The sequence below is a fragment of the Actinospineispora acaciae DSM 45401 genome (genome assembly GCF_000620785.1).
In the GTDB taxonomy this organism is placed as follows: domain Bacteria; phylum Actinomycetota; class Actinomycetes; order Mycobacteriales; family Pseudonocardiaceae; genus Pseudonocardia; species Pseudonocardia acaciae.
In genome coordinates, this window is the sequence record NZ_JIAI01000013.1 from 192438 (window position 1) to 214652 (window position 22215).

The 22215-nt window shown below is 70.7% G+C and carries 21 protein-coding genes; 7 read left to right on the forward strand and 14 right to left on the reverse strand.

Annotated features, from left to right (window positions below):
* Positions 1-43: 43 nt before the first annotated feature.
* From N912_RS0138910 to N912_RS0138920, 3 genes are all read right to left on the reverse strand, one after another.
* On the reverse strand, positions 44-2119 hold the full coding sequence (locus N912_RS0138910) for a hypothetical protein (protein ID WP_028926680.1): 2076 nt from the start codon (positions 2117-2119) through the stop codon (positions 44-46).
* On the reverse strand, positions 2116-2880 hold the full coding sequence (locus N912_RS0138915) for a nucleotidyl cyclase domain-containing protein (RefSeq protein ID WP_028926681.1): 765 nt from the start codon (positions 2878-2880) through the stop codon (positions 2116-2118). Before N912_RS0138915 ends, N912_RS0138910 begins: the two co-directional genes overlap by 4 nt.
* A gap of 100 nt (positions 2881-2980) precedes the next feature.
* The gene (locus N912_RS0138920) at positions 2981-3631 is read right to left on the reverse strand and encodes a Crp/Fnr family transcriptional regulator (protein ID WP_037068826.1); all 651 of its coding nucleotides are present in this window, start codon (positions 3629-3631) and stop codon (positions 2981-2983) included.
* Positions 3632-4080: 449 nt separating this feature from the next.
* Between N912_RS0138920 and N912_RS57385 the strand changes: the two genes are divergently transcribed.
* The 3 genes from N912_RS57385 to N912_RS0138935 all read left to right on the forward strand — a co-directional run bounded on the left by N912_RS57385 (position 4081) and on the right by N912_RS0138935 (position 7259).
* Positions 4081-5181, forward strand: coding sequence for a GAF domain-containing sensor histidine kinase (locus N912_RS57385; protein ID WP_245645733.1), 1101 nt, complete (start codon positions 4081-4083; stop codon positions 5179-5181).
* Positions 5182-5186: 5 nt separating this feature from the next.
* Positions 5187-5855 carry a response regulator gene (locus tag N912_RS0138930; RefSeq protein ID WP_245645735.1) on the forward strand — a complete coding sequence of 223 codons (669 nt, stop codon included), beginning with the start codon at positions 5187-5189 and terminating at the stop codon, positions 5853-5855.
* Positions 5856-5984: 129 nt separating this feature from the next.
* Positions 5985-7259, forward strand: coding sequence for an MFS transporter (locus N912_RS0138935; protein WP_028926684.1), 1275 nt, complete (start codon positions 5985-5987; stop codon positions 7257-7259).
* Positions 7260-7278: 19 nt separating this feature from the next.
* Here N912_RS0138935 and N912_RS57390 read toward each other — a convergent pair whose 3' ends face one another.
* From N912_RS57390 to N912_RS61135, 9 genes are read right to left on the reverse strand one after another with little or no spacing between them, the layout of a single operon-like run.
* The gene (locus tag N912_RS57390) at positions 7279-8880 is read right to left on the reverse strand and encodes an AMP-binding protein (protein ID WP_037068830.1); all 1602 of its coding nucleotides are present in this window, start codon (positions 8878-8880) and stop codon (positions 7279-7281) included.
* Entirely contained in the window at positions 8877-9767 is an 891-nt protein-coding gene (locus N912_RS0138945; RefSeq protein ID WP_028926685.1) for an amidohydrolase family protein, read from the reverse strand. The genes N912_RS57390 and N912_RS0138945 overlap by 4 nt, the downstream gene beginning before the upstream one ends.
* Complete coding sequence (locus N912_RS0138950) at positions 9767-10726, reverse strand: ABC transporter ATP-binding protein (protein WP_028926686.1); 960 nt, start codon at positions 10724-10726, stop codon at positions 9767-9769. The genes N912_RS0138945 and N912_RS0138950 overlap by 1 nt, the downstream gene beginning before the upstream one ends.
* A complete protein-coding gene (locus tag N912_RS0138955; protein WP_028926687.1) occupies positions 10723-11856 on the reverse strand; it encodes an ABC transporter ATP-binding protein in 1134 nt (377 codons plus the stop codon). Before N912_RS0138955 ends, N912_RS0138950 begins: the two co-directional genes overlap by 4 nt.
* Entirely contained in the window at positions 11853-12677 is an 825-nt protein-coding gene (locus N912_RS0138960; protein WP_051581413.1) for an ABC transporter permease, read from the reverse strand. Before N912_RS0138960 ends, N912_RS0138955 begins: the two co-directional genes overlap by 4 nt.
* The gene (locus tag N912_RS0138965) at positions 12670-13623 is read right to left on the reverse strand and encodes an ABC transporter permease (RefSeq protein ID WP_028926689.1); all 954 of its coding nucleotides are present in this window, start codon (positions 13621-13623) and stop codon (positions 12670-12672) included. The genes N912_RS0138960 and N912_RS0138965 overlap by 8 nt, the downstream gene beginning before the upstream one ends.
* Entirely contained in the window at positions 13620-15209 is a 1590-nt protein-coding gene (locus tag N912_RS0138970; RefSeq protein WP_028926690.1) for an ABC transporter substrate-binding protein, read from the reverse strand. Before N912_RS0138970 ends, N912_RS0138965 begins: the two co-directional genes overlap by 4 nt.
* A gap of 47 nt (positions 15210-15256) precedes the next feature.
* Positions 15257-16606 carry a Rieske 2Fe-2S domain-containing protein gene (locus N912_RS57395; protein WP_064745514.1) on the reverse strand — a complete coding sequence of 450 codons (1350 nt, stop codon included), beginning with the start codon at positions 16604-16606 and terminating at the stop codon, positions 15257-15259.
* 34 nt (positions 16607-16640) lie between these two features.
* Positions 16641-17783: a DODA-type extradiol aromatic ring-opening family dioxygenase gene (locus tag N912_RS61135; protein ID WP_169748038.1), complete on the reverse strand. Its 1143-nt coding sequence runs from the start codon at positions 17781-17783 to the stop codon at positions 16641-16643.
* A 216-nt stretch (positions 17784-17999) separates the two neighbouring features.
* On the opposite strand from N912_RS61135, the gene N912_RS57405 reads away from it, so the two are divergent.
* The 4 genes from N912_RS57405 to N912_RS0139000 are packed head-to-tail and all read left to right on the forward strand — an operon-like array spanning position 18000 to position 20869.
* Positions 18000-18725, forward strand: coding sequence for a GntR family transcriptional regulator (locus N912_RS57405; RefSeq protein ID WP_051581415.1), 726 nt, complete (start codon positions 18000-18002; stop codon positions 18723-18725).
* A gap of 28 nt (positions 18726-18753) precedes the next feature.
* The gene (locus N912_RS0138990; RefSeq protein WP_028926692.1) at positions 18754-19890 is read left to right on the forward strand and encodes a cobalamin-independent methionine synthase II family protein; all 1137 of its coding nucleotides are present in this window, start codon (positions 18754-18756) and stop codon (positions 19888-19890) included.
* Positions 19887-20594, forward strand: a complete 708-nt coding sequence (locus N912_RS0138995) for an alpha/beta fold hydrolase (RefSeq protein ID WP_028926693.1) — start codon at positions 19887-19889, stop codon at positions 20592-20594. Before N912_RS0138990 ends, N912_RS0138995 begins: the two co-directional genes overlap by 4 nt.
* Entirely contained in the window at positions 20594-20869 is a 276-nt protein-coding gene (locus N912_RS0139000; RefSeq protein WP_028926694.1) for a muconolactone Delta-isomerase, read from the forward strand. The genes N912_RS0138995 and N912_RS0139000 overlap by 1 nt, the downstream gene beginning before the upstream one ends.
* A 43-nt stretch (positions 20870-20912) precedes the next feature.
* On the opposite strand, the gene N912_RS0139005 is transcribed toward N912_RS0139000, so the two are convergent.
* Together N912_RS0139005 and N912_RS57410 are read right to left on the reverse strand one after the other, a co-directional pair.
* Positions 20913-21542 (reverse strand): LysE family translocator, encoded by a 630-nt coding sequence (locus N912_RS0139005; RefSeq protein ID WP_028926695.1) that lies wholly within the window; start codon positions 21540-21542, stop codon positions 20913-20915.
* A partial coding sequence (locus tag N912_RS57410; RefSeq protein ID WP_037068832.1) for an MFS transporter occupies positions 21539-22215 on the reverse strand: 677 nt, incomplete at its 5' end. The genes N912_RS57410 and N912_RS0139005, both read right to left, overlap by 4 nt.

Genomic DNA, 22215 nt, shown 5'->3' on the forward strand with positions numbered 1-22215 from the left:
GAACAAGACCTATCACCTCCCACAGAAATCGCCCTCCTGCACGCTAAGGATTTGGAGTATCCGCGACCGTTCCGCGTGACCTCGCGCGCTGGACCTTCCGTGCGACCCGGAATGTCCACCGAATCTTTAACCTCATGCCATGCTGGGCAGCGCATAGCTTCCGCACCGCGCGCAGCCTAATCAGCCAACGCAGGTTCGGAGCAAGCAAGGTGGTGATGCGGTACAGGTCGTCGGCCGCCGAGCGGTCGAACTCAGCCTTGGTGGCGAGGACGTACATCCGCTCCAACGCATCCCTACCCTCGTCAGGGTCGGCGAGCGCGTGCTCGAGGAGCGTGCGCACCTGGTTCGGGAACGAGTGCACCAACTCATCCGCGTCGACGCCCGGCCAACGGTAGACTCCGGCAGCGCCCAGCCCGACCCACGTCGCCAGCAACCGCACCCCGTGATACGCACCGCTGGATTGCGACCATTTGACCACTCTGTCCAAAACCGTCTGCTGCCAGTCAGCATCGGAGAGCATGTCCAAGAGCCCAATCGCAACTGGCGTGTTCGGTGACGTCCACTTTGAGCGGGCGATCGTGCGCAGCTGCCTGAGGGCGTGCTCCGGGTCACGCAGGCCGAACGGCGACGTATACACGATCGCCGCGACACACTGGCCATAGGCGGGACCCTCTTTGACCCAGCGCTCCAGGGTGTCGGTCACCAGGTCCCCGAGGTTGTGATCGTCGGCCAGGTGCCGCAGTACGGCGGCCGCGAGGTTCGTCTTTTGCCACGTCAGATGCTTTGCCAGGTCGTCCACCAGCCGCAGCGGCCGGTGGGCGGGGACCTCCGCGATGATGATGCATAACGCTTGCCGCGTCTTGTCGAAGAACCGCTTGAGCGTGACCGACCCACACATCCAGTCGCGTAGGACCACCTGGGCGGCCGGATAGGCCTTCCAGACGTGGTGGACGACGGCCGCCGCCCAGTCCTGACGTTCGAACCGCACCGTCTCCTCGCGTAGACCCCGATGTTCGGGGTGGTCACGGACGACAACACAGGCGTTGATGGCGTCCAGTGCCTGCGCCTTCGACATGGCGAACAGCCGCCTCGGCCGGGGCTGGCGGTCCTGCGGCATCTCAGCGGTGCGCAGGGCCAGGTCGAGTGCCATGGTGCTCTCCACCACTTCGTCGTACGGCTGGTCCTCCAGCAAGGCGATTGCCAGTGCCAGCGACACGGGGTACTCGATCACCGTCCGGTCCGCGAACCACCTCGCGACGGCCGTTCTGACGTCCTCCCGCAGCTCGTTCAGCGCCTCCTCGGGCGAGTATCCGTTCGACACCACCCGAATCGCCAGGCCCGCCGCGCGCTCGGCCTTCCTCGGCGGGTCACCATCGGACAAAGCCACCGCCAGCCTGTTCCTCACGAGGTCGACCGCCTCACCCGCATCCGCCGGCCGACGCCGACGGATGATCGCCTCCGCCACGTCGACTGGTGGTGGCGCGGTGAGCGCGACGGCACGACCAGCCGCCGTGTCCGGCACCTGCTCCTGACGGTCGAGCACGATCACCAACCAGCACCCGGCCTGGCGCAACAGCCCGCTGCTGTGGTCGAGATCCCGGTCTCGCAGCGGCTGGTCTCCCTCCTGGCTACCGTCCCAGATATAGCCGGTACGCTCCTCGAGCTCGTTTTCGTTGATGGTGTGTGGAGCGCGGTCCGGGTTGATCTCGGCAACCGCATTCGCCCCGCAGTCCATGAGCAGCCGCCGAGCCGCAAAGGAACGCCCACTACCCCGCTTAAAGATCACCACGACGCGGTGTTCCCGAAGGGTGTCCATGGCCTTCAGATAGCCGGGCGGCTCGACGAAGGCACATCGGGCGTCGAGCCGTTCATCGTCGGTTGCCCAGCGAGCCACCAGATGGGTGGGCGGCTGGACGCCGTTGTACATCGTCACAGAGCCGGCGTTGTAACGAGCGAAGAAGCTGCCCTCGGCATTGCCCGCGATAGTGGCGGTCGTTCCGTCAGCCAGCAGCTTGTCCAACTCCTGGTCGGACGTCTGGGGCTCTTTCTTCGGAGCCGACTCCAAGCTCTCTTGCTTCTCCGTGCTGGTCGACTTTTCGTCGGCCGTGCTCTCTTTCACCGTTGTCGGTTGTCGATCGTGAACGGGGCGTCCACCCGCTCGGCCACAACATTCCCTTTGGAGTCACCTTCTACATAAACGACAGGCGCCGAGCGCGTCGGTGACGCGATCGGGTTCACCGGGTCAGACCGCTTCGCGGAGCTTGATGACTCCGGATTGCACAGCAATCGACTCAGACTTTCAGCGTCGAAGCCAGGGATCCGGACCCACGCGGTCGCCTGGTACTCTTTGTTCTTGAGCAGGATCGAGGTGAATTCGTCTTGTCGGACGTAGCGAGTACGCTCGCCACCGAACGCGACGCGGTAGGCATGATCGGAGCAGATCAATCCCGCATGTGTGAGGCTGCGCCCTCTGTTCAAGCATTGCTGGAAAAGTTTCTTGAATGCCTCCGCATCTATCATCCTGGCGAGCGAGATCATCGGTGTTGTGAGCTGCCGGCCGCCGCCAATCGGGCCGATCTCGACAGCTACTCGGAGCTTGATCTCTGGCTTGCGCCAACGGTTGTAACCTTCGACGAGCTGATTAAGACGGTCGGCCATATCGAACAGCGAGCCGAGCCTGCGTCCGGGAAATGTCAGCAGCTCACCATCGCCGATGAAGTCCCGTTTCAAAACGTCCGACTCAGCTCCCATTGAACGCAATGCATCGTCCGTCATCGTTGTCACCGCATCAGACACCGCCGTCAGGTGGTACCCCCGGTTGCTGGCCGACCTGACGACGTCCATCCTGAGCAGCGCCCGGTGGTCTGGAACAAGCTCCATCCTGTGCCTCCCTCAACCACGTCCGAAGTGTTGTACGGACAAGTGTGTGGTCGTGGGACATCTCGTACTCCCGGAAATCCGGGGGACTAGCGAGTCAGCGTCAGTCGCACCGGTTGAACCGCTGCTGCAGCTCGTCCGGATTGGTGATCAGGTAACTCAGCCGGCCCGTCTCGAGCAGCGCGGCGTTGCGCAGGGCTCGCAGCGCCACCTCCACGCTCTTCTCCGAAGCGGTGAGTGCTTGCGCGATGTCCCGCTGGCTGATCCCACGCATCAACAACCCGGCTTCGGTCTGTTGTCCGAAGTCAGCTGCCCATTGGAGGAGCGACACCGCAACCCGAGCCGTCAGATTGCGTGCCGCTGCGAGCTGCCGCGCGTCGGCACGCTCCTGACTGTGTAGCAGCGTTCGATCCACTAGATCTTGCACGTCGGTGTGCTCGGCGCGCAACCGGAGAAAAGTTCGGGCGGCGACGTGCACTGTGTAGCCCGCCGTCAGAGCAACGACATGGGAGCTTCTCGGCTGGCGGCTCATTACCCCTCGTTCGCCGATCAAGTCGGGCGCGCCGAGAAAGCCGAGCACCGAATCCGAGCCGTCTCGGGCCGGGAGGACGACTTTCGCTACGCCGGCTTCAAGCAACAGCACCTCGTCGCTCGGAGTGCCGGCGATGAGGAGCCGCTCGCCGCGTGTGAAGCTCGCCGCCCGTCCACTCTGCCTCAGACGTTGCCACCCGCCACGCCAACCACCGATCGCCACGTTGAAGCATTGCAGCGTGCACGACCTCTGCTGCGCAACACCACTTCGTCAGCTTGCAGTCGGTGCCGACGCGAGGAGCGGCGAAGTTTGGAAGATCTGGTCGAGTAGCGATTACCTAGCGCGCATCTATCACAGTGTACTGGCTTGACCACTGTGTGTATCCGGACCGAACGCGTCCTTGTCTCGGATCACTGCTGCGGTGGCCAAACTCGCGGCCGAGGCTTGTGGTGGCCTCGGGTCACTGGTGAGACTGAGCATTCGACGGACGACAGGCGCTCGACGAAGGGGTCGGCGTGACGCACTCGACGGTTGGCCACGCGTCCGCAGCGGCACGTTGTTCGACATGCCACGCGACCGAGCCGACCGCCGGGACTGACCAGGACCGCCGTGGCCAGCGGCGGTTGGCGGCCATTGCCCGGGCCGCGTCCAGCGTCGCCGATGCGGGTTCGTTGAGCGTCACGCTCGATGTGGTGGCGCGCGAGGTGGTGCAGGCCGAGCACATCGCGGCGGTGCAGATCCTGCGCGTCGAGGGCGGCACCATGCGGGTGCTGGGCAAGGCCGGGTTCACCGACGCCGAGGACTTCACCGACCGGCTCGAGGAGTGCCGCCGGCTCGGCGCGCGGATGATGTTCGTCGAGGCGTTCCGGACCGGACGCCGCATCGTGGTGCCGCACCGCAAGGCCTCGGTGCTCGCCGACCCGGCGTGGGCGCCCCTGCATGCGATCATGGGAGCACCCGCGTGGGACAGCTTCGTCGCGGTCCCGCTGGTGGTACGGGGACGCCCGGTCGGCGTGATGAACGCCTTCTACGCGCCGGGCGAGATCCTGGACCCGGCGGCCTTGGAGTTCCTCGACGCCATGGCCGACCAGGCCGCGACGGCCGTCGACTCGGCCGACCTGCTGGCCCGGTCCCGGCACGACGCCCAGCTCGCCGAGCGCGCCCGGCTGGCCAGGGAGCTGCACGACTCGGTGGTGCAGCAGGTCTTCTCCATACGCATGCAGGCCAAGGCGCTGCGCGCCCAGGTCAGCGACGGGCGCTCGAGCAGCCCGGATCGGGTTCACGCGGTGGCGGACGAGGTTCTTCAGCTCGCCCAGGACGCACTTGCCGACCTGCGCGGCCTGGTGCACCAACTGCGCCCGGTCGAGCTGGTCGAACGTGGCCTCGCCGCCGCCGTCCGCGCCCACGCCGAGTCCGTGCGGTCGCTGTCCCGCCTCGCCGTCGCGCTCGACCTGGACCCCGACGAACGGCTCGCGCGGCTGGCCGTGGACCTGCAGGAGGACGTGTACCGGATCGTCCAGGAGGCGCTGCACAACGTGATCAAACACGCCGGGGCGGCGGAGGCTGTGGTACGCGTGCGAACCGGGAACGGGGAGCTGCTCGTCGAGATCAGCGACGACGGGGTGGGGCTGGCCGGCCGGGCGCCGAGGGCGGAGGCGCTCGGGCTGGTCTCGATGCGCGAACGAGCCGAACGATGGGGAGGCCGGCTGCGGATCGGCGACGGGCACCCCGGATGCCGCGTCCGGGTGAGCATCCCGAACGGCGGATGGTGACCCCCGTGGGCGCCCGGGACGTGATCGACGTGCTCGTCGTCGACGACCACGCGGTGGTCCGGCGCGGGCTGAGCGTGTACCTGGAGAGCGCCGACGGCATCCGGGTCGTCGCGGAGGCGGCGAACGGCCGGGAGGCGCTGGAGCGGTTGCGGCGGCTCGCCGTCCAGCGGCGGCTCCCCCAGGTCGTGCTCATGGACGTGCTCATGCCGGAGATGGACGGCATCAGCGCGATCGGCGCGGTGGTCGCGGACTTCCCGGACGTCCGGGTCGTGGTGCTGACCAGCTTCGGGGAGATCGAGCGGGTGCATGCCGCGCTGCGCGCGGGCGCGGCGGGTTACCTGCTCAAGGACGCCGACCCCGACGAGGTGGCCGCCGCCATCCGCGTGGCCGCCCGGGGCGAGGTGCACCTGGACCCGGCCGTCGCCGGGCGGCTCACCCGCCGGCTCGTCGGCCCGCCGACCGGGCTCGACGCGCTCACCTCGCGCGAGCGCACGGTCCTCGCCCTGGTCGCCCGAGGCCTGTCGAACCGGCGGATCGCCGACGAACTGTACATCAGCGAGCGGACCGCGCGGACCCACGTGAGCCACGTGCTCACCAAGCTCCAGCTGTCCTCGCGGACCCAGGCCGCGTTGGTGGCCATCCGGGAAGGCCTCATCCCGCTGCCCATCCGATAGCGGCTCCGCCCGGTCGGGCACAACGCGACATCCGTCTCGCCGCAACGGAGCCGTCCGTCCGACGACGCCCGCGACCGCGCCCTATTTACTCCTTGGGCGACGTCCTCACCACCGGCGGAGGTGGATCGCATGGCCCGTCCCAGCGCGAGATCGCTGCTGCTCGCAAGCTGCGTCGGCACCTCGATCGAGTGGTACGACTACTACATCTTCGGCACGGCCTCGGCCCTGGTGTTCGGGCCGCTGTTCTTTCCCTCGTTCTCCCCGCTGGCCGGAACGCTCGCCGCGTTCGGCACGTTCGCCGTCGGGTTCCTGGCCCGGCCGCTCGGCGGGGCCGTGATCGGTCACTTCGGTGACCGGATCGGCCGCAAGGCGATGCTCGTGCTCACCCTGATGCTGACCGGGCTGTCCACGTTCCTGATCGGCGTGCTGCCCAGCTACGCCGCGGTGGGCGTCGCCGCTCCGCTGCTGCTGATCCTGCTGCGGATCGTGCAGGGCTTCGGGGTCGGCGGCGAATGGGGCGGGGCGGTGCTGGTGGCGACCGAGCACGCCGCGCCGCACCGGCGCGCGGCCTACGGCAGCTTCGCGCAGTTCGGGGTTCCGATCGGGGTGCTGACCTCCAACCTCGCCTTCCTCGCCGTCGCCCGGCTTCCCGACCAGGACTTCAAGGCCTGGGGTTGGCGGGTGCCGTTCCTGCTCAGCATCGCGCTGCTCGTCGTGGGCCTGGTGGTCCGGCGCAGGCTCGCCGAGAGCCCGGAGTTCCAGCGGTTGAAGGACGAACGGCGAGTGCGCACGCTGCCGGTCGCGACCCTGCTTCGGCACCAACCGGGGGTGTCGCTGCTGGCCAGCGCCGCCGCCATCGCACCGCCGGCGGTCGGCTACACGGTCATGGTGTACATGCTCGACTACGGCACCCGGGTGGCGGGGTTCGGCAGGGCCACCCTGCTCGGGCTGATCCTGCTGTCCGCGCTGCTGTGGATCGCGATGATCTACGTCGCGGCCCGGTGGGCCGACCGCTGGGGCAGCAAACGCATCTACACGATCGGCGCGGCCAGCGCGGTCGCCTGGGCGTTCCCGCTGTTCCTGCTGGTCGACACGGGCAGCGCGGCGGCCGCGCTGGTGGCGTTCCTGGTCGCCGGCGTGGTACAGGCCATCATGGCCGGCGCCCAGGGCGGGCTGTTCACCGAGATCTTCGAGGCGAGCACCCGCTACAGCGGGGCGTCCATCGCCTACCAGCTCGGCGGCATGATCGGCGGCGCGCTCACGCCGATCGTGGCCACCGGCATCTTCGCCGCGTCCAGGTCGTCGACCTTGATCGCGCTGTACCTGGCCCTGCTGTGCGCCGCCAGCCTGGTGGCCGTCGTGGCCATCCGGGTGCCGGCGCCGGCCGGCCCCGAGCCCGCCTGAGCCGGCGGCGAGCTCGCGGTCACCGGGAGGCGTTCGGGCCGGCGAGCTGGTCGCTCGCCCAGCGCAGGTCGGCCTTGCCGGTGGCCAGCCGCCGCACCTCCGGCGCGACGACCACCCGGCGTGGCTTCTTGTAGCCGGCCAGCCGGGCGGCGACGAACGCCCGCAGCTCGTCCGCGCCGACCGTCGCACCGTCCACCGGCGAGACCACGGCGGCCACCGCGCTGCCCCACTCCGGGTCGGGCACGCCGAGCACCACCGCGTCGCGCACCGCCGGGTGGTCGCGCAGCACCAGCTCGACCTCCTCCGGGTACACCTTCTCGCCGCCGGTATTGATCACCGAGCTGCCCCGGCCGAGCAGCCGCACCCGGCCGTCGGGTTCCAGCACCGCCATGTCGCCGGGGATCGAGTAGCGGACGCCGTCGAGGTCGCGGAACGCGGCGGCGGTCCGTTCCGGATCGTCCTGGTACCCGGCGCCGGGTGCCACCGGGGCGGCCAGCCAGCCGACCCGGCCCGGGGGCGCGTCGCGGTCGTGCTCGTCGAGCAGGCGAGCGCCCGGGGCGAGCGCGAAGGTACCGGCGTGGTCGTCCACGGTGGCCCTGGTGACCGACGAGATCGCGTACACGCCGCCCTCGGAGGCCGCGATCGCGTCCACCAGCTCCAGGTCGGCGTGCGCCAGCAACCGCCGTTTCACCGTCGGGCTCCAGATCGCCCCGATGCCGCGGATCCGCCGCAGGCTCTCCACGCCGAGTGGCTCGCCCGCGGCGGCCGCGCGGTCCAGCGCGTCCAGCAGCCGCAGCGCGAACGCGTCGCCGACGATGTGCAGGTCGGTGACCCGGTGCCGGGTGATCGCGGCGAACAGGTCGTCCCCGGTGACCCGCCGGGTCGGCAGCAGCGCCACCGGGGCGCCGACGGTGAGGGCGCCGAGCGCGGAGTACAGCCCGGTGCCGTGCATCAGCGGCGACGCCGGCAGCGCCACCATCCCGCCGGGGCCGTGCGGGTCGATGGCCAACGCACGGCGCAGCGACTGGGCGCCGGGTTCGACGCCCAGGGTGGCCAGCGTGGCCGCGTACAGGCTGTGCAGCCGCTCGGCCTGGCTGCCCAGCACGGCCTTGGGCAGCCCGGTGGTGCCGCCGGTGAACAGCACCCACTCGGTGTCGCCGCGCGGCCGGCGGGGGTACCGGTCGGCGCCGGTGACCTCGGCGCCGAACCCGCCGGCGCCGATCGGCACGACCATCTCGCAGCCCGCCACCTCGGCCGAGGCCTCCCGCACCACGTCGACCAGGTCGGCGTCCGCGATCACCCCACGCGCGCCCGCGCTGGCCAGCACGTGGCGCATCTCCCCCGCGCGGTACCGGTAGTTCACGTTCACCGCCGTCGCGCCGAGCTTGAGCAGCGCATACAGGGCGGCCAGGTACTCGGGGCGGTTCCAGGCCGCGATGCCCACCCGGTCGCCGGCCCGGGCGCCGAGGCCGGCCAGGTGGCCGGCGAGCCGGTCGGCCAGCTCGTCGAACGCCGCCCAGGTCAGCTCCCGGTCACCGGCCGCCACCGCGAGCCGGTCCGGCGCCAGGTCGGCGATCCGCTCGAAGTGCGAGGCGAAGTTGCCGAGAGGAGCGCCGGTCATCCGGCCGCCGGCCCGGTCTCGAGGCCGAACAGCCGGGCCGCGTTGTGCAGCATCAGGTCCGGCTTGACCGAGTCGCGGATCTCGGTCCGCTCCAGGTCCGCCATCCACCGCTCCGGGGTGAACAGCGGGAAGTCGGTGCCGAACAGCACCTTGCGGCGCAGCAGCGTGTTCGCGTAGTGCACCAGCTGTGGCGGGAAGTACTTCGGGGACCAGCCGGACATGTCCAGGTACACCTGCGCCTTGTGCACGGCGATCGCCAGCGCCTCGTCCTGCCAGGGGAACGAGGGGTGCGCCATGATGATCGGCATGTCCGGGAAGTCCGCCGCGACGTCGTCCAGGAACAGCGGGTTGGAGTACTTCAGCCTGATCCCGCCGCCCCCGGGGGTACCGGCGCCGACCCCGTTCTGCCCGGTGTGGAACAGCGCGGGCAGCCGGTGCTCGGCCAGCACCTCGTAGATCGGGTACGCGGTCCGGTCGTTCGGGTAGAACTCCTGGACGCTGGGGTGGAACTTGAAGCCCCGGAACCCGTAGCGCTCGATCAGCCGGCGCGCCGTGCGGGCGCCCGCCCTGCCGCGCAGCGGGTGCACGCTGGCGAACGGGATGATCACGTCGTCGTGCTCGGCGGCCAGCTCGCCGATCTCCTCGTTCGTCGCGGCGTGCTCCTCCGGGTCGCCCAGGGAGTCGATGACGAACGCGACGGCGGCCATCCGCCGCTCCCGGTAGAACGCGGCGAGCCGGGGCAGGTCCATGCCGAGCACGTCGGACTTGAAGTGCGCCTTCATCTCCGCCATTCGCGCGCGGCCGGCCTCTGTCTGGCTGCCTCGGGTGGAGAAGTGCACGTGCGTGTGCACATCGATGGCCACCAGCCCCCGGGGATCCGGCGCCATCACCGCTCCTCCACGACCGGGTGGTGACAGGCCGCGAACCGGCCAGGGATGACCTCACGCATCTGGGGAACCTCCTGGGCGCATCGTTGGGTGGCCAGCGGACAGCGGGTACGGAACCGACAGCCGCTGGGCGGGTTCACCGGGGACGGCACCTCACCCGAGCCGACCTCGGTGTGGCCGCCGTCGGCCTCGATCGACGGGATCGAGGACACCAGCAGCCGGGTGTAGGGGTGCACCGGCCGGTCGAACAGCGCCGGCGAGTCGCCGATCTCGCAGATCCGGCCCAGGTACATCACGGCCACCCGGTCACTGATGTTGCGCACCACGCCCAGGTCGTGCGCGATGAACACCAGCGTGAGCCCGTAGCGGCGCTTCATCTCCTCCAGCAGGTTGAGGATCTGCGCCTGCACCGAGACGTCCAGCGCGGACACCGGCTCGTCGCAGATCAGCGCCTCCGGCTCCAGCACCAGGGCGCGCGCGATGGACACCCGCTGGCACTGCCCGCCGGAGAACTCGTGCGGCCGGCGGTCGGCCACCTGCGCCGGGTCCAGCCCGACCGCCTCGAGCACCTCCGGCACCACCCTGGCGCGCTCCGCGCCGCGCCCCCACACCCGCAGCGGGTCGCCGACGATGTCCGGGATCCGCCGCCGGGGGTTCAGCGACGAGATCGGATCCTGGAAGATCATCTGCAGCTTGGGCCGCACCGCCCGCAGCTCGGCCGCCGACAGCATGGTCAGGTCACGCCCGCCGAAGAACACCGAGCCGGACGTCGGCCGGGGCATCTGCATGATGGCCCGGCCGGTGCTGGACTTGCCGCACCCCGACTCGCCCACCAGGCCGAGGGTCTCGCCCCGGCGCACCTCGAGGCTGACCCCGGACACCGCGTGCACCGTCCGGCCGCCGTGGGTGGGGAACTCGACCACCAGGTCGGCCAGCCGAAGCACCACGTCGGGGTTCATGCGCGCACCATCTCGGCGGTCACCGGCGTGCCGGCCGCGGTCCTCCCGCACCGGACGTTAGCCTCCCGCGCCTCCCGCCACCCCGGGCTGCCCAGCGGGTACCAGCAGCGGAACCGGTGCTCGGTCGAGCCGTGGTGGCTGGGGAGGTGGTGGGGAGACTCGTGGTGGCTGGGGAGGTGGTGGGAAGTCACAGCCCGCAGCGGCGGGGTCTCGGTCAGGCAGCGCGGCTGTGCGTACGGGCAGCGCGGGCTGAACGCGCATCCGGCCGGCGGGCGACGCAGGTCCGGCGGGCGACCCGGGATGACCCGCAGCCGGGTATGGTTCGGCCCGGCCAGCGGCGGCACCGCGTTCATCAGGGCCTCGGTGTACGGCATCCGGGGCGCGCTGAACAGGGCGGCGGTCGGCGCCAGCTCGACGATCTTTCCGGCGTACATCACCGCGATCCGGTCGCTGCGGCTGCGCACCACCCGCAGGTCGTGGGTGACCAGGACCATCGCCATCCCGAGCCGGGCGCGCAGGCCGGCCAGCAGGTCGAGGATCTGGGCCTGCACCGTCACGTCCAGCGCGGTGGTCGGCTCGTCGGCGAGCAGCAGCCGAGGGTTGCCGGACAGGGCGATGGCAATGGTGACCCGCTGGCGCATCCCGCCGGACAGCTCGTGCGGGTACTGCCGCAGCCGGCGCTCCGGCTCGGACAGCCCCACCGAGCGCAACAGCTCCACGGCCCGCTCGGTGGCCTGCCGCCTGGTCGACTCCTGGTGCAGCAGGATCGACTCGGTGAGCTGGGCGCCGATCCGCTTCACCGGGTTCAGCGAGGTCATCGGGTCCTGCAGCACCAGGGCGATCTCGGCGCCCCAGAACCGGCTGAGCTCGCGCCCGGACAGCTCGGTCAGCCGGGTGCCGTCGTAGTCCACCGTGCCGGACACCTCGGTGCCCCGGTCACCGGCGATCAGCCCCATCACCCGGCGGGTGAGCACCGTCTTGCCACAGCCGCTCTCCCCCACCAGCGCGAGCACCTCGCCCGGCCGCACGGTGAACGAGACGCCGTCCACCGCATGCACAACCCCGCCACCATCGGTGTGGAACCGGACCCGCAGGTCACGCGCTTCGAGGAGGACGCCCGGCGCGCTCATAGTCGGCTCTCCTTGACCTCGAGCAGCTTGCGGGTGCGCTCGCCGATGTAGTTGATGGACAGCACGGTCAGCACCAGCACGGCGGCCGGGAACAGCGAGATGTACGGGTAGTCCAGCAGCTCGGCGCGCCCGGCGGCGATCATGCCGCCCCAGCTCGGCGTGGGCGGCGGGATGCCGAGGCCGAGGAAGCTCAGCGAGCCTTCGACCACGATGAAGGTGCCGATCATGATGAACGCGTAGGCCGCCACCGGGAGCACCACGTTCGGGGTGATCTCCCTGGCGATGATCCGCAGTGGCCGGCAGCCGTACGCCCTGGCCGCCCTCACGTACTCCCGCCGCGCCACCACCAGGGTGTTCGCCCTGGCCAACCGCACGAAGGTGGGCACCGACAACACCGCGAGGCCGATGATCAGGTTGGTCAGGCTGGCGCCGAGGACGGCCACCATCGCGATGATCAGCACCAGCCCGGGAAAGGCGAGCACGATGTCGGTGATCAAGGCCAGCACCCGCTCGGTACGGCCGCCCAGGTACCCGGCAAGCATGCCGAGGATGCCGCCGACCACCGCCCCGAGGCCGACCGCGCACACCCCGACCAGCAGCGAGGCCCTGGCCCCGTAGATGATCCGGGACAGGGTGTCGCGGCCGAGGGTGTCGCCGCCGAGCCAGTGCGTCGGCGTGATCCCGCTGAACACCGCGTCGTAGTCGGGTACCGCCGGGTTCCACACCGGCAGCAGGGGGGCGAACACGGCGGCGACCACGATGGCGACCAGCCAGGTCCACGCCAGCCACCAGCCGATGGGCGCGCGTCGGGTGTCAGGCATCGCCGCGCACCCGCGGGTCGAGGACCAGATAGCACAGGTCGATCAGCATGTTGATCACCACGTAGGCCACCGCCACGAACAGCAGCGCCCCCTGCAGCAGCATGTAGTCGCGGTTGACCACCGACTGCACGATGAGCTGGCCGAGGCCGGGGATGGCGAACAGGGTCTCCACGATCACGGTGCCGCCGAGCAGCCGGCCGATGTTCAGCCCGGACAACGTGACCAGCGAGAACGACGAGGGCCGCAACGCGTGCCGCAGCAGGATCGCACGCGGCGGCAACCCCTTGGACCGGGCCATCAGGATGAAGTCCTCGCGCAGCGTCGAGATCATGTCCGAGCGCAGCAGCTGCCGGTAGACCGCCGCCTCGGCGATCATCAGGGTGAGGCAGGGCAGCACGATGGACCGCAGGTTGTCCAGCGGGTCCTCGAACAGGCCGGTGTAGCCGGTGGCCGGCAGCAGGCTGGACAGCCCGCCGGCGAACAGCACGATCAGCACCATGCCGGACACGAACTGGGGCGTCGCGGCCGCGGCGAAGCCCAGCGTCATGGACGCCCGGTCCACCGGCCGGCCCGGCCGGTACGCCGAGTGGATGGCCAGCGGCACCGCGACCAGCAGCGCCAGCAGCTGCGCGACGATGGTGATCTCGAAGGACACCGGGATGCGCTCGGCGAGCGCCTGCGCCACCGACTGCCCGGTTCGGAACGAGTGGCCGAGGTCGCCGTGGACCACCCCACCCAGCCAGTCCAGGTAGCGCACCGGCATCGGACGGGCCAGCCCCAGCTCCTCGCGGACCTGTTGCACCTGGGCCGGGGTGGCGTTGTCGCCGGCCACCACGACGGCGACGTCCCCGGGCAGCAGGTCGACCACCACGAAGGACAGGAAGGTGACCGCCAGCAGCACCACCAGCAGGTGCACCAGCCGGCCGCGGGTCCGACGCGCGGTCATGACCGACCCCGATCCAGCCAGGTGGTCGCGTAGAACATGTCGCGGGACAGATAGCGCTGGACCCCCTTGAGCTCCGGCCTGGTCACCGTGGACAGGTAGCCGACGCTGTAGAAGCCGAGCACCAGGTCCTGGTTCGCCAGCAGCTCGACCTGCTGGTAGAGCCGGTTGCGCTGGTCAGGGTCGCTGGTGGACAGCGCCTGGTCGAGCAGTTGGTCCATCTTCGGGTTGGAGTACCTGCCGTAGTTGCCGCTGCCGCCGGTGTGGAACAGCCGCTCGGTCGCGGGGTACGGCGAGTCGAACGGGCCGCCCACCCAGCCGGTCGCCTGGAAGTCGTTGCTCTGCACCACCGAGGAGGAGAACTGCGCCAGGTCGTAGTACCGCACCTGCACCGCGATCCCGAGGGCCGCCATCTGGGCCTGGACGAACTCCCCGAACGCGATCCGGTTGGGCGCGTTCGTGGTCTTGAACGTGAAGTTCGGGTCACCGCCGTCGCGTCGGTACTGCGCGACCAGCTCGCGCGCCCTGGCCGGGTCGTAGGTCGGCCAGATGTCCGAGGCGGCCGCGCTGTGGTACGGCATCTCGGCGCCGAACAGGCTGGTCGCCGGCTTGAGCTGGTTGCGGTACTGGCTCGCGCTCAGCGCGCGCAGGTCCAGGCCGCGGATCACGGCCTCACGCATCCGGCGGTCGTTGAACGGCGGCCGGGTGAAGTTGTAGTACAGCCACTCCGCGCCGTTGCCCGAGCCGTAGTACACGGCGAGGTCGTCACGGCCCAGCGCGCGGGACAGCTCGTCGATGTAGCCGCCGAAGATCAGGTCCACGTCGCCGTTGCGGATCGCGGCGTAGCGCGACAGCGTGTCCGGCAGCGGCCGGAACTCCAGGCCGTCCAGGTAGGGTCGGCCGGGCTGCCAGTAGTCCGGGTTGCGCCTGAGCACCAGCTTGGCGTCGCGTACCCAGCTGACCAGCGTGAACGGCCCGGCGCCCACCGGGTGCTGACCGATCTGGTCGCCCCACCGGCGCAGCGCGGCCGGTGAGACGATCATCCCGAGGGTGCCGTTGGTGAACGACTGGGCGAACCCGGCGGCGAACTCGCCGGTCGGCCGGGTCAGCTCGAACACCACGGTGAGCGGGTCCGGCGCGCGCATCCCGGCGATCCGGGTGGTGAGCTGGTGCGCCGGTGAGGACGCCTTGTCGACGTGTCGCTGGGTGTTGACGATCACCGCGGCGGCGTCGAACGGGGTGCCGTCGGAGAACCGCACGCCCGGGCGCAGCGTCATCCGCCAGGTCCGGCCGCCGTCGGCGGTGGTCATGGACTCCGCCAGGTACGGCTCCACCCGGCCGCCGGGCCCCAGCCTGAGCAGCGAGTCGTACACCGCGGTGGCGGCCATGTTGCTGTTCTGCCTGGTCGGGTCGAAGCTGACGATCTCCCGGTCCTCGCCGAGCCGGATCGTCCCGCCCGGGCGCGGCGTCCCCTCGGCGGCCGGGTCACCGCCGTACGGGTTGACCGACCGCACCGCCTGCCGGCCGCCGGGATCGGCAACCCCGCAGCCGGTCGCCACCATGATCACCGCCAGGGTGGCGGCCAGCACGGCGAGGACCCGAGCACGACGCGGCAACATGGCGGGGCGGCCGGGTGTCAGGAGCCGGCCGACGGCGCCCGAGCTGGCAGGCCGTTGACGTCCATCTCCCGCACCAGCGGGTCGTCGTTGGTGCCCAGCGCCCGCCAGTCCTCGCCGTTCTCCAGGATCTTCTCCGCCGACCGGATGCTCCGGTAGTCCAGCTCGCCGTCCACCGCCGGCGGGTCACCGCCGTCGGCCAGCCTCCTGGCGGCCCCGATCAGCAGCCGGCGCATCCGGGTGACCGCCTTGTCCGAACTGCCCAGCCGCTCCTGGGTGCGGTCGTAGATGGCGCCCATCGACTCGGTGACCATCAGGTCCTGGCTGATGAACTCGGCGACCCCGGAGAAGGTCTCGTTGCGTTGCACATCCCGGTCGATGCCGTAGTCGTTCTCGGCGGTGTAGCGGCGCGGGATGATCCCGTTGCCGCGCACCTCGGCCGGGCCGAACTCGAACGGGCTGACCGAGAACAGGTTCGCACCCCCGATGCCCCTGGGGTTCTCGATGTGCCGGGAGGTGACCTGGTACCGCCAGCAGTTGTGGTCGTCGATCGGCACGAACATGCCCAGCCGGCAGCCGAACGGCACGGTGGCGATGATCGTGATGTACGGGTAGACGAACGCGCTGATCCGCACGTGGGTGAAGCCGTTCGGGGTGGTGCGGATGCCGGCGTACTTGTAGCCGTACCAGGTGTCCTCGACCTCCAGCCGGGGCGCCCGGTCGAACCGCCAGAACTTCCAGGACATCGGGTTGGACGGGTAGCCGGGCTTGTCGCTGCCATCGTCCGGGATGTCGTCGACCCCGTTCCACTGGTGCAGCCAGGAGATGTGCGAGGTGTCCAGGTTGCCTTCCATGGACTGCACCCAGTTGCACGTTGTGTGCAGCTTGGTCGCCGACACGTGCTCGGGAGCCAGCGTGTCGGTGCCGAAGTCGCGGAACGGCGTCATCTTCTCCGGCGGCCCCAGGTAGGTCCACACCACCCCGCCGGACTCGTGGACCGGGTACGACCGCAGCCTGACCTTGTCCTTGAACACGCTGGTCGGCGGCTCGCTCGGCATGTCGACACAGGCGCCGTCCGCGTCGAACTTCCAGCCGTGGTACGGGCAGCGCAGCCCGCACTCCTCGTTGCGCCCGAAGTACAGCGAGGCCCCCCGGTGCGGGCAGTTCTCCGCGACCAGCCCGACCTTGCCGGTGGTGTCCCGGAACGCGACCAGGTTCTCCCCCAGCAGCCGGACCCGAACCGGATCGCAGTCCGGCGCGGGCAGCTCGCCGCACAGCAGCGCCGGAGTCCAGTAACGGCGCAGCAGCTCGCCCATCGGGGTTCCCGGTCCGACTCGGGTCAGGAGTTCGTTGTCCTGCGCTGACAGCATCTCGTCCTCTTCCGTCGGTTCCTGGTGCGTCGCGTCAGTTCTCCGGGGTGTTCCGCTCCAGCTCGCTGACCTGCCGGGCGGACAGCGCGAGCAGCGGGTGGGCGCCCACGGCGGTCAGCCCGTCGAAGCCGTCACGCAGCAGCGCGGCGCCCTGCTCGGCGGTCAGCGCGGCACGCCCGACGACGGCGGCCGGGTCGCGGACGAACTCCCGCCGCGTCGCCTCGTCGGTGATCACCTGGTGCAGCAGCCGGTTCAGCGCGAAGCTGCTGGGCTCCGGGAAGCGGTAGTAGATGAACTCCGAGGAGGTGAACTCGTACCCGCCGTAGCGCGGCACCGGGCCGGCCGTCAGCGGCCGGTCGACATCCGGCCTCGAGCCGGGCGACACCGGCGGCAGGAACTGCACCACCCCGTGCCCGTGATGGGACAGGTGCTGGTAGGACAGCAGGGAGCCGGGGGTGTCGCCCAGCATGCCGAGCATCACGAACCAGGTCAGCAGCTCGCTCTCGCCCACCTCGTCCAACTGCACCGGGGTCAGGTCCAGCAGCTCCCGGTACCGCCCGGCGGCCACCTCCTGCAGCACCCATTCGTCGAAGGAGAACTGCGGGTCGGTGTAGCGCGCGGTGCCGGGGAAATGCGACATCCCGCCGCTGGCCAGCACCGCGATTCGCTCCGGCCGGTCGGCCAGCGCGCCCGCGATCGCCCGGCCCAGGGCGTGGCAGCGGCGCGGGCTGGGCAGCGGCGGCAGGTACGCGTTGACCAGCAGCGGGATCACCGGGATGTCCCGGTCGCCGAGCACGAACTCGAACGGGGTCAGGAAGGCGTGCCCCAGCGTGGCCTGCTGCGAGTAGGTCAGGTCGAAGTCCCGCTCGACCACCCCGTGCAGCAGCCGGACGGCCAGCTCGGTGTGCACCGGGACGCGGCGCCGCTTGCGCATGTAGTGCGCATGGGCCTGCGGCGAGAGCACCAGGGTGAACGCCGGCACCGCCTCCAGCCAGAACGTCTCCAGGTGGTCGATGCCGATCACCAGCAGCGCGTCCGGCGCGGTCTCGTCCAGCACCCGGCCGAACCGGCGCAGCGCGTCGGTGCTGCCGTCCAGCTTCGCCGGGTCCTCGTGCGGCGGACGGCTGAGCAGCTGCGGGGCGTGCACGGCCGCCGCCGCGGCGACCACCTCAGCCACGGACGCCCCCAACCGGGTGCGGTCCGTCGCCATCGACGGGTCGGTTCATCGGTGCCCCTCTCGGGTCACGAGCGCCGAGCTGTGACCCGGACCATAACCACTCGTCACCCATAACGGCAACTAGATTGTGAACAATCTGGCTCGCAGTTATGCTCACAACATCGTCGGGGCGGATCGGCCCCGGATCCGATGTCCGGATGAAGCGGAGAGGCGGGCATGACCGCTGGCAACCAGGCGGTGCTGGACGTGGTGACCGCCGTGCGCGACGGGATCATGCAGGGCCGCTATGCGCCCGGCCAGCGCCTGCCCGAGTCCGACCTGGTGTCGTCCTGCCGGGCCTCCCGGGGCGCCGTCCGCAATGCCCTGGCACAGCTGGAGAACGAGGGCATCGTGGTTCGGGAGCCGAACCGGGGCGCCCGGGTACGGCCGATCTCGCTGGAGGAGGCCGTGGAGATCACCGAGACCCGCGCGGTGGTCGAGGGTCTCTGCGCGGCCAAGGCGGCCGGGCTGGCCACCGACGCCGACCGGCGGCGGCTCCGCGAGCTCGGAGGGGCGCTGCGCGACGCCGTCGATGCCGGCGACGTCCTGACGTACTCACAGGTCAACCAGCAGATCCACCGCGCGGTGCGCGACCTGTCCGGGCACCAGACCGCCGGGGCGATGCTGGACCGGCTGCGGACCCAGAGCGTGCGCTACCACTACAGCGTCGCGCTGCTGCCGGGCCGGCCGGCGGTCGGCCTGCGCGAGCACCTGGATGTGATCGAGGCGGTGTGCTCCGGATCGCCCGAGCTGGCCGAACAGACCATGCGAGGCCACCTGCTCAGCGTGGTGGACGCGCTGCGGCAGCTCGACGCCACCCTGCAAGCCAGGCTCTCAACACTTTCTCCACCACCGCCCCCGCCACCGCTTTCTCCACCACCGCCCCCGCCGCCACAGAGGTGAGCCGATCCGACCACGTCAGGAGGCCCGGATGTCCGTGCGCGACCACATCCGCACCACGCACGTCGGCAGCCTGCCCCGCCCGGGGCACCTGCTCGCCCTGCTGAACGCGAACGACCGGGGCGAACGGACAGACACCGCGGCGCTGGCCGAGGCCGTCGAGTCCGCCGTCCGCGAGCAGGTCCGTCACCAGGCCGAGGTCGGCATCGACCTGGTCAGCGACGGCGAGATGAGCAAGATCGGATATGCCACCTACATCCGGCACCGGCTCAGCGGCTTCGAGGTCGGCGACGCCCCCCGCGCCACCCCGGCCGACCTCGACGCCTTCCCGGAGGCGCGCGAGCGGCTGGTTCGCTCCGGAGCGACCGTGCAGTACCTGCGACCGATCTGTCGTGGGCCCGTCGCGTACCAGAACTTCGAGCCCCTGGAGACCGACCTGGCGAACCTGCGCGCCGCGCTGGCGGGCCGGGACGTGCTGGGCGCATTCATGAACGCCCCGTCGCCGGGGATCGTGGCGCTGTTCCAGCCGAACGAGTACTACCCGGACGAGGACTCCTACCTGGCGGCGATCGCCGACGCGATGAAGGTCGAGTACGACCGGATCGTCGCGGCGGGCTTCGCGCTGCAGATCGATGCCCCCGACCTCGGGATGGGGCGGCACAACAAGTACAAGGACGTCTCCGACGAGGAGTTCCTCAGGCGCGCCGAGGTGCACGTCGAGGTCCTCAACCACGCGCTGCGGGACGTGCCTGCCGAGCGGGCCAGGATCCACCTCTGCTGGGGGAACTACGAGGGCCCGCACACCTTCGACATCCCCGTGGAGAAGATCGCCGGCCTGGTGCTGCGCGCCAAGCCGGCCACCATCCTCTGCGAGGCGGCGAACCCCCGCCACGGCCACGACTGGGCCGGCTGGGCCGCCGCGAAGATCCCCGACGACAAGATCCTCGCGCCCGGTGTCATCGACACCACGACGAACTTCGTGGAGCACCCCGAGCTCGTCGCGGAGCGCATCCTGCGCTACGCCGACATCGTCGGCCGGGACCGGGTGCTCGCCAGCACCGACTGTGGCTTCGGCACCTTCGCCGGCTGGGGTGGCGTCGTCCCGGAGATCTGCTGGGAGAAGCTGCGTTCCCTGGTCGAGGGCGCGGACATCGCCTCCCGCGCGTGATCACGTACGTGCTGCTGCACGGCGCCTGGCACGGCGGCTGGGTGTGGCGCCGCGTCGTTCCGGACCTGCGCGCCGCCGGTCACCAGGTGCTGGCCCCGACCCTGACCGGCCTCAGCGACCGGGCACACCTGATCAACCCGTCGGTCGGCCTGGACACCCACGTCCGGGACGTGGTCGCGCTGCTCGACGCGGCGGAGCTGTCCGACGTCGTGCTGGTCGGCCACAGCTACGCCGGCCAGGTGATCACCGCGGTCGCGGACCAGCGCCCCCGGAGCGTGCGAGCCCGGGTCTATCTCGACGCCTTCGTCGGCAATGACGGCGAGGCCGCGATCGACCTGCTCCCGGCCACCGTCGCCGACCACTATCGCGAGGCCGTCGCCGGGCCCGGGTTCGGCTGGCTGATCCCGGTGCGGCAGCTGCCGGCGCTCGGTGTGACCGAGGCGGCCGACCTGGCCTGGCTCGGCCCCCGGCTGACCCCGCATCCCTGGCTGAGCTACACCCAGCCGCTGGCGCTGCGCGGGGACCACCGGGACGTACCGGCGCGCTTCATCGAGTGCACCGAGTGGGCGCGGGTGTTCCGGGGCCAGGCGGAACGGGCGCGGGCCGCCGGCTGGCCGGTCACCGCCGTCCCCACCGGGCACGAGGCCATGGTGACCGCGCCGTCAGCGCTGGCCACGGCGCTGCTCGACGCTGGGAGGCAATGATGGAGTTCTTGGTACGCGCGAAGAACCGGCTGCCCTCGGACACACCGGAAGAGGAACGCCGCCGGCTGAAGAAGGGCGAACGGGCACGTGCCGACGAGCTGCGCGCGGCCGGAGTCCTCAAACGGCTGTGGCGGGTGCCCGGACGCAACGCCACCGTCGGGCTCTACGAGGCGGCCGACGCCACCGAGCTGCACGACGCGCTCGAGTCGCTGCCGATGTTCCCCTGGATGGACATCACCGTCGAGCCGCTCGCCACCCACCCCCAGGAACGCTGAGTCTCGATGCGTTCCGGTCAGCTTGTAGTCGAGGTAGCCGCAGTCAGATTTTGCCGGCGGCGACCCTGATGCCGAGGCCGATGAGAGCGGTGCCGGTCAGCCGCTCCAGACACCGCCTGACCTTCGCCCCGGCCAGCAGGTGGCGCACCCGGCCGACAGAGGCGGCGAGGACGACGAACCAGGCCGCGTCGATGACCACGTGCAGCGCGGCGAGCAGCATCACGATCTTCAGCGCGTCCACGCCGGCGGGCACGAACTGCGGGTAGAAGGCGAGCACGAAGACCGGGACCTTGGGGTTGCTCAGGCTGGTGAGCAGGGCGGTCACCCCCGCCCGCCGCCATCCACCGCCGACCGATGCGGCGTCAGCAGGCCCATCCACGGTGGTCTTCCTGGACACCAGCCAGGCCCGCACCCCGAGCACGGTCAGCACCACCGCGCCGACCAGCCTTAACACGGTCAGGCCGAGCTCGCTCGACGCCACCAGCGCGGCCACCCCGATCGCCGAGGCGATCGCCCACAGGTACAGACCGATCTCGATACCCGCGATCACAGGCAGCGCGCCGCGAGCCCCCCACACCGCGCTCCAGCGAACGACCAACGCCGTGGTCACCCCCGGCACCATCGCGCCGACCAGCACGGTGAGCACGAACGCGCCGAGACCGAGCCAGGTCATGACGAGCGGAGTCGGGAGGTGAGTGTGATCAGGAAGGTGGCCACGATCCCGGCGGCGGTGGCGAACATCGCCGTTTTGATGCCCTCGCTGGTGGCGGTGCGCGACGGGTCGCCGTCGGGTCCGTGGGTGTGGGCGTTGGCGATCAGGACGAGCACGGCGAGGCCGATCGAGGCGCCGACTCCGGAGCCGGTGGTGACGATGCCTGAGGCGACCCCCTGCTGACGGTCGGGTACCCCGGTCGAGGCGGCGATGTAGATGGTGGTGAACACCATTCCGTCGCCGATGCTGACGGCGGTGAGGCCGGGTACCAGCCAGGTGTAGGAGCCGTCGGGGGTGAGCGCAAGCGCGAGCAGGCACGCGCCGACGGCGCCGACGGCGAGTGCGCTGAGCAGGGTGCGCCGCACGCCGATGCGGGTCACCACGCGCCCGGCCAGTGCCGAGCCGGTGACTACCACCGCGGTGGGCAGCAGGAACCCGAGGCCGGTGGCCAGCGCGTCGTATCCCCGCACGTCGTGCAGGTAGATGGACAGGAAGTACAGCAGCGATCCGAAGGTGGCGGTGAACATGAACGCGACCGCCGTGGCCAGCAGGAGGCTGGGGTTGGCCAGCAGGCGCAGCGCCAACAGCGGATCCGGGCTGCGCCGCTCGATCACCGTGAACGCCGCGAGCAGCA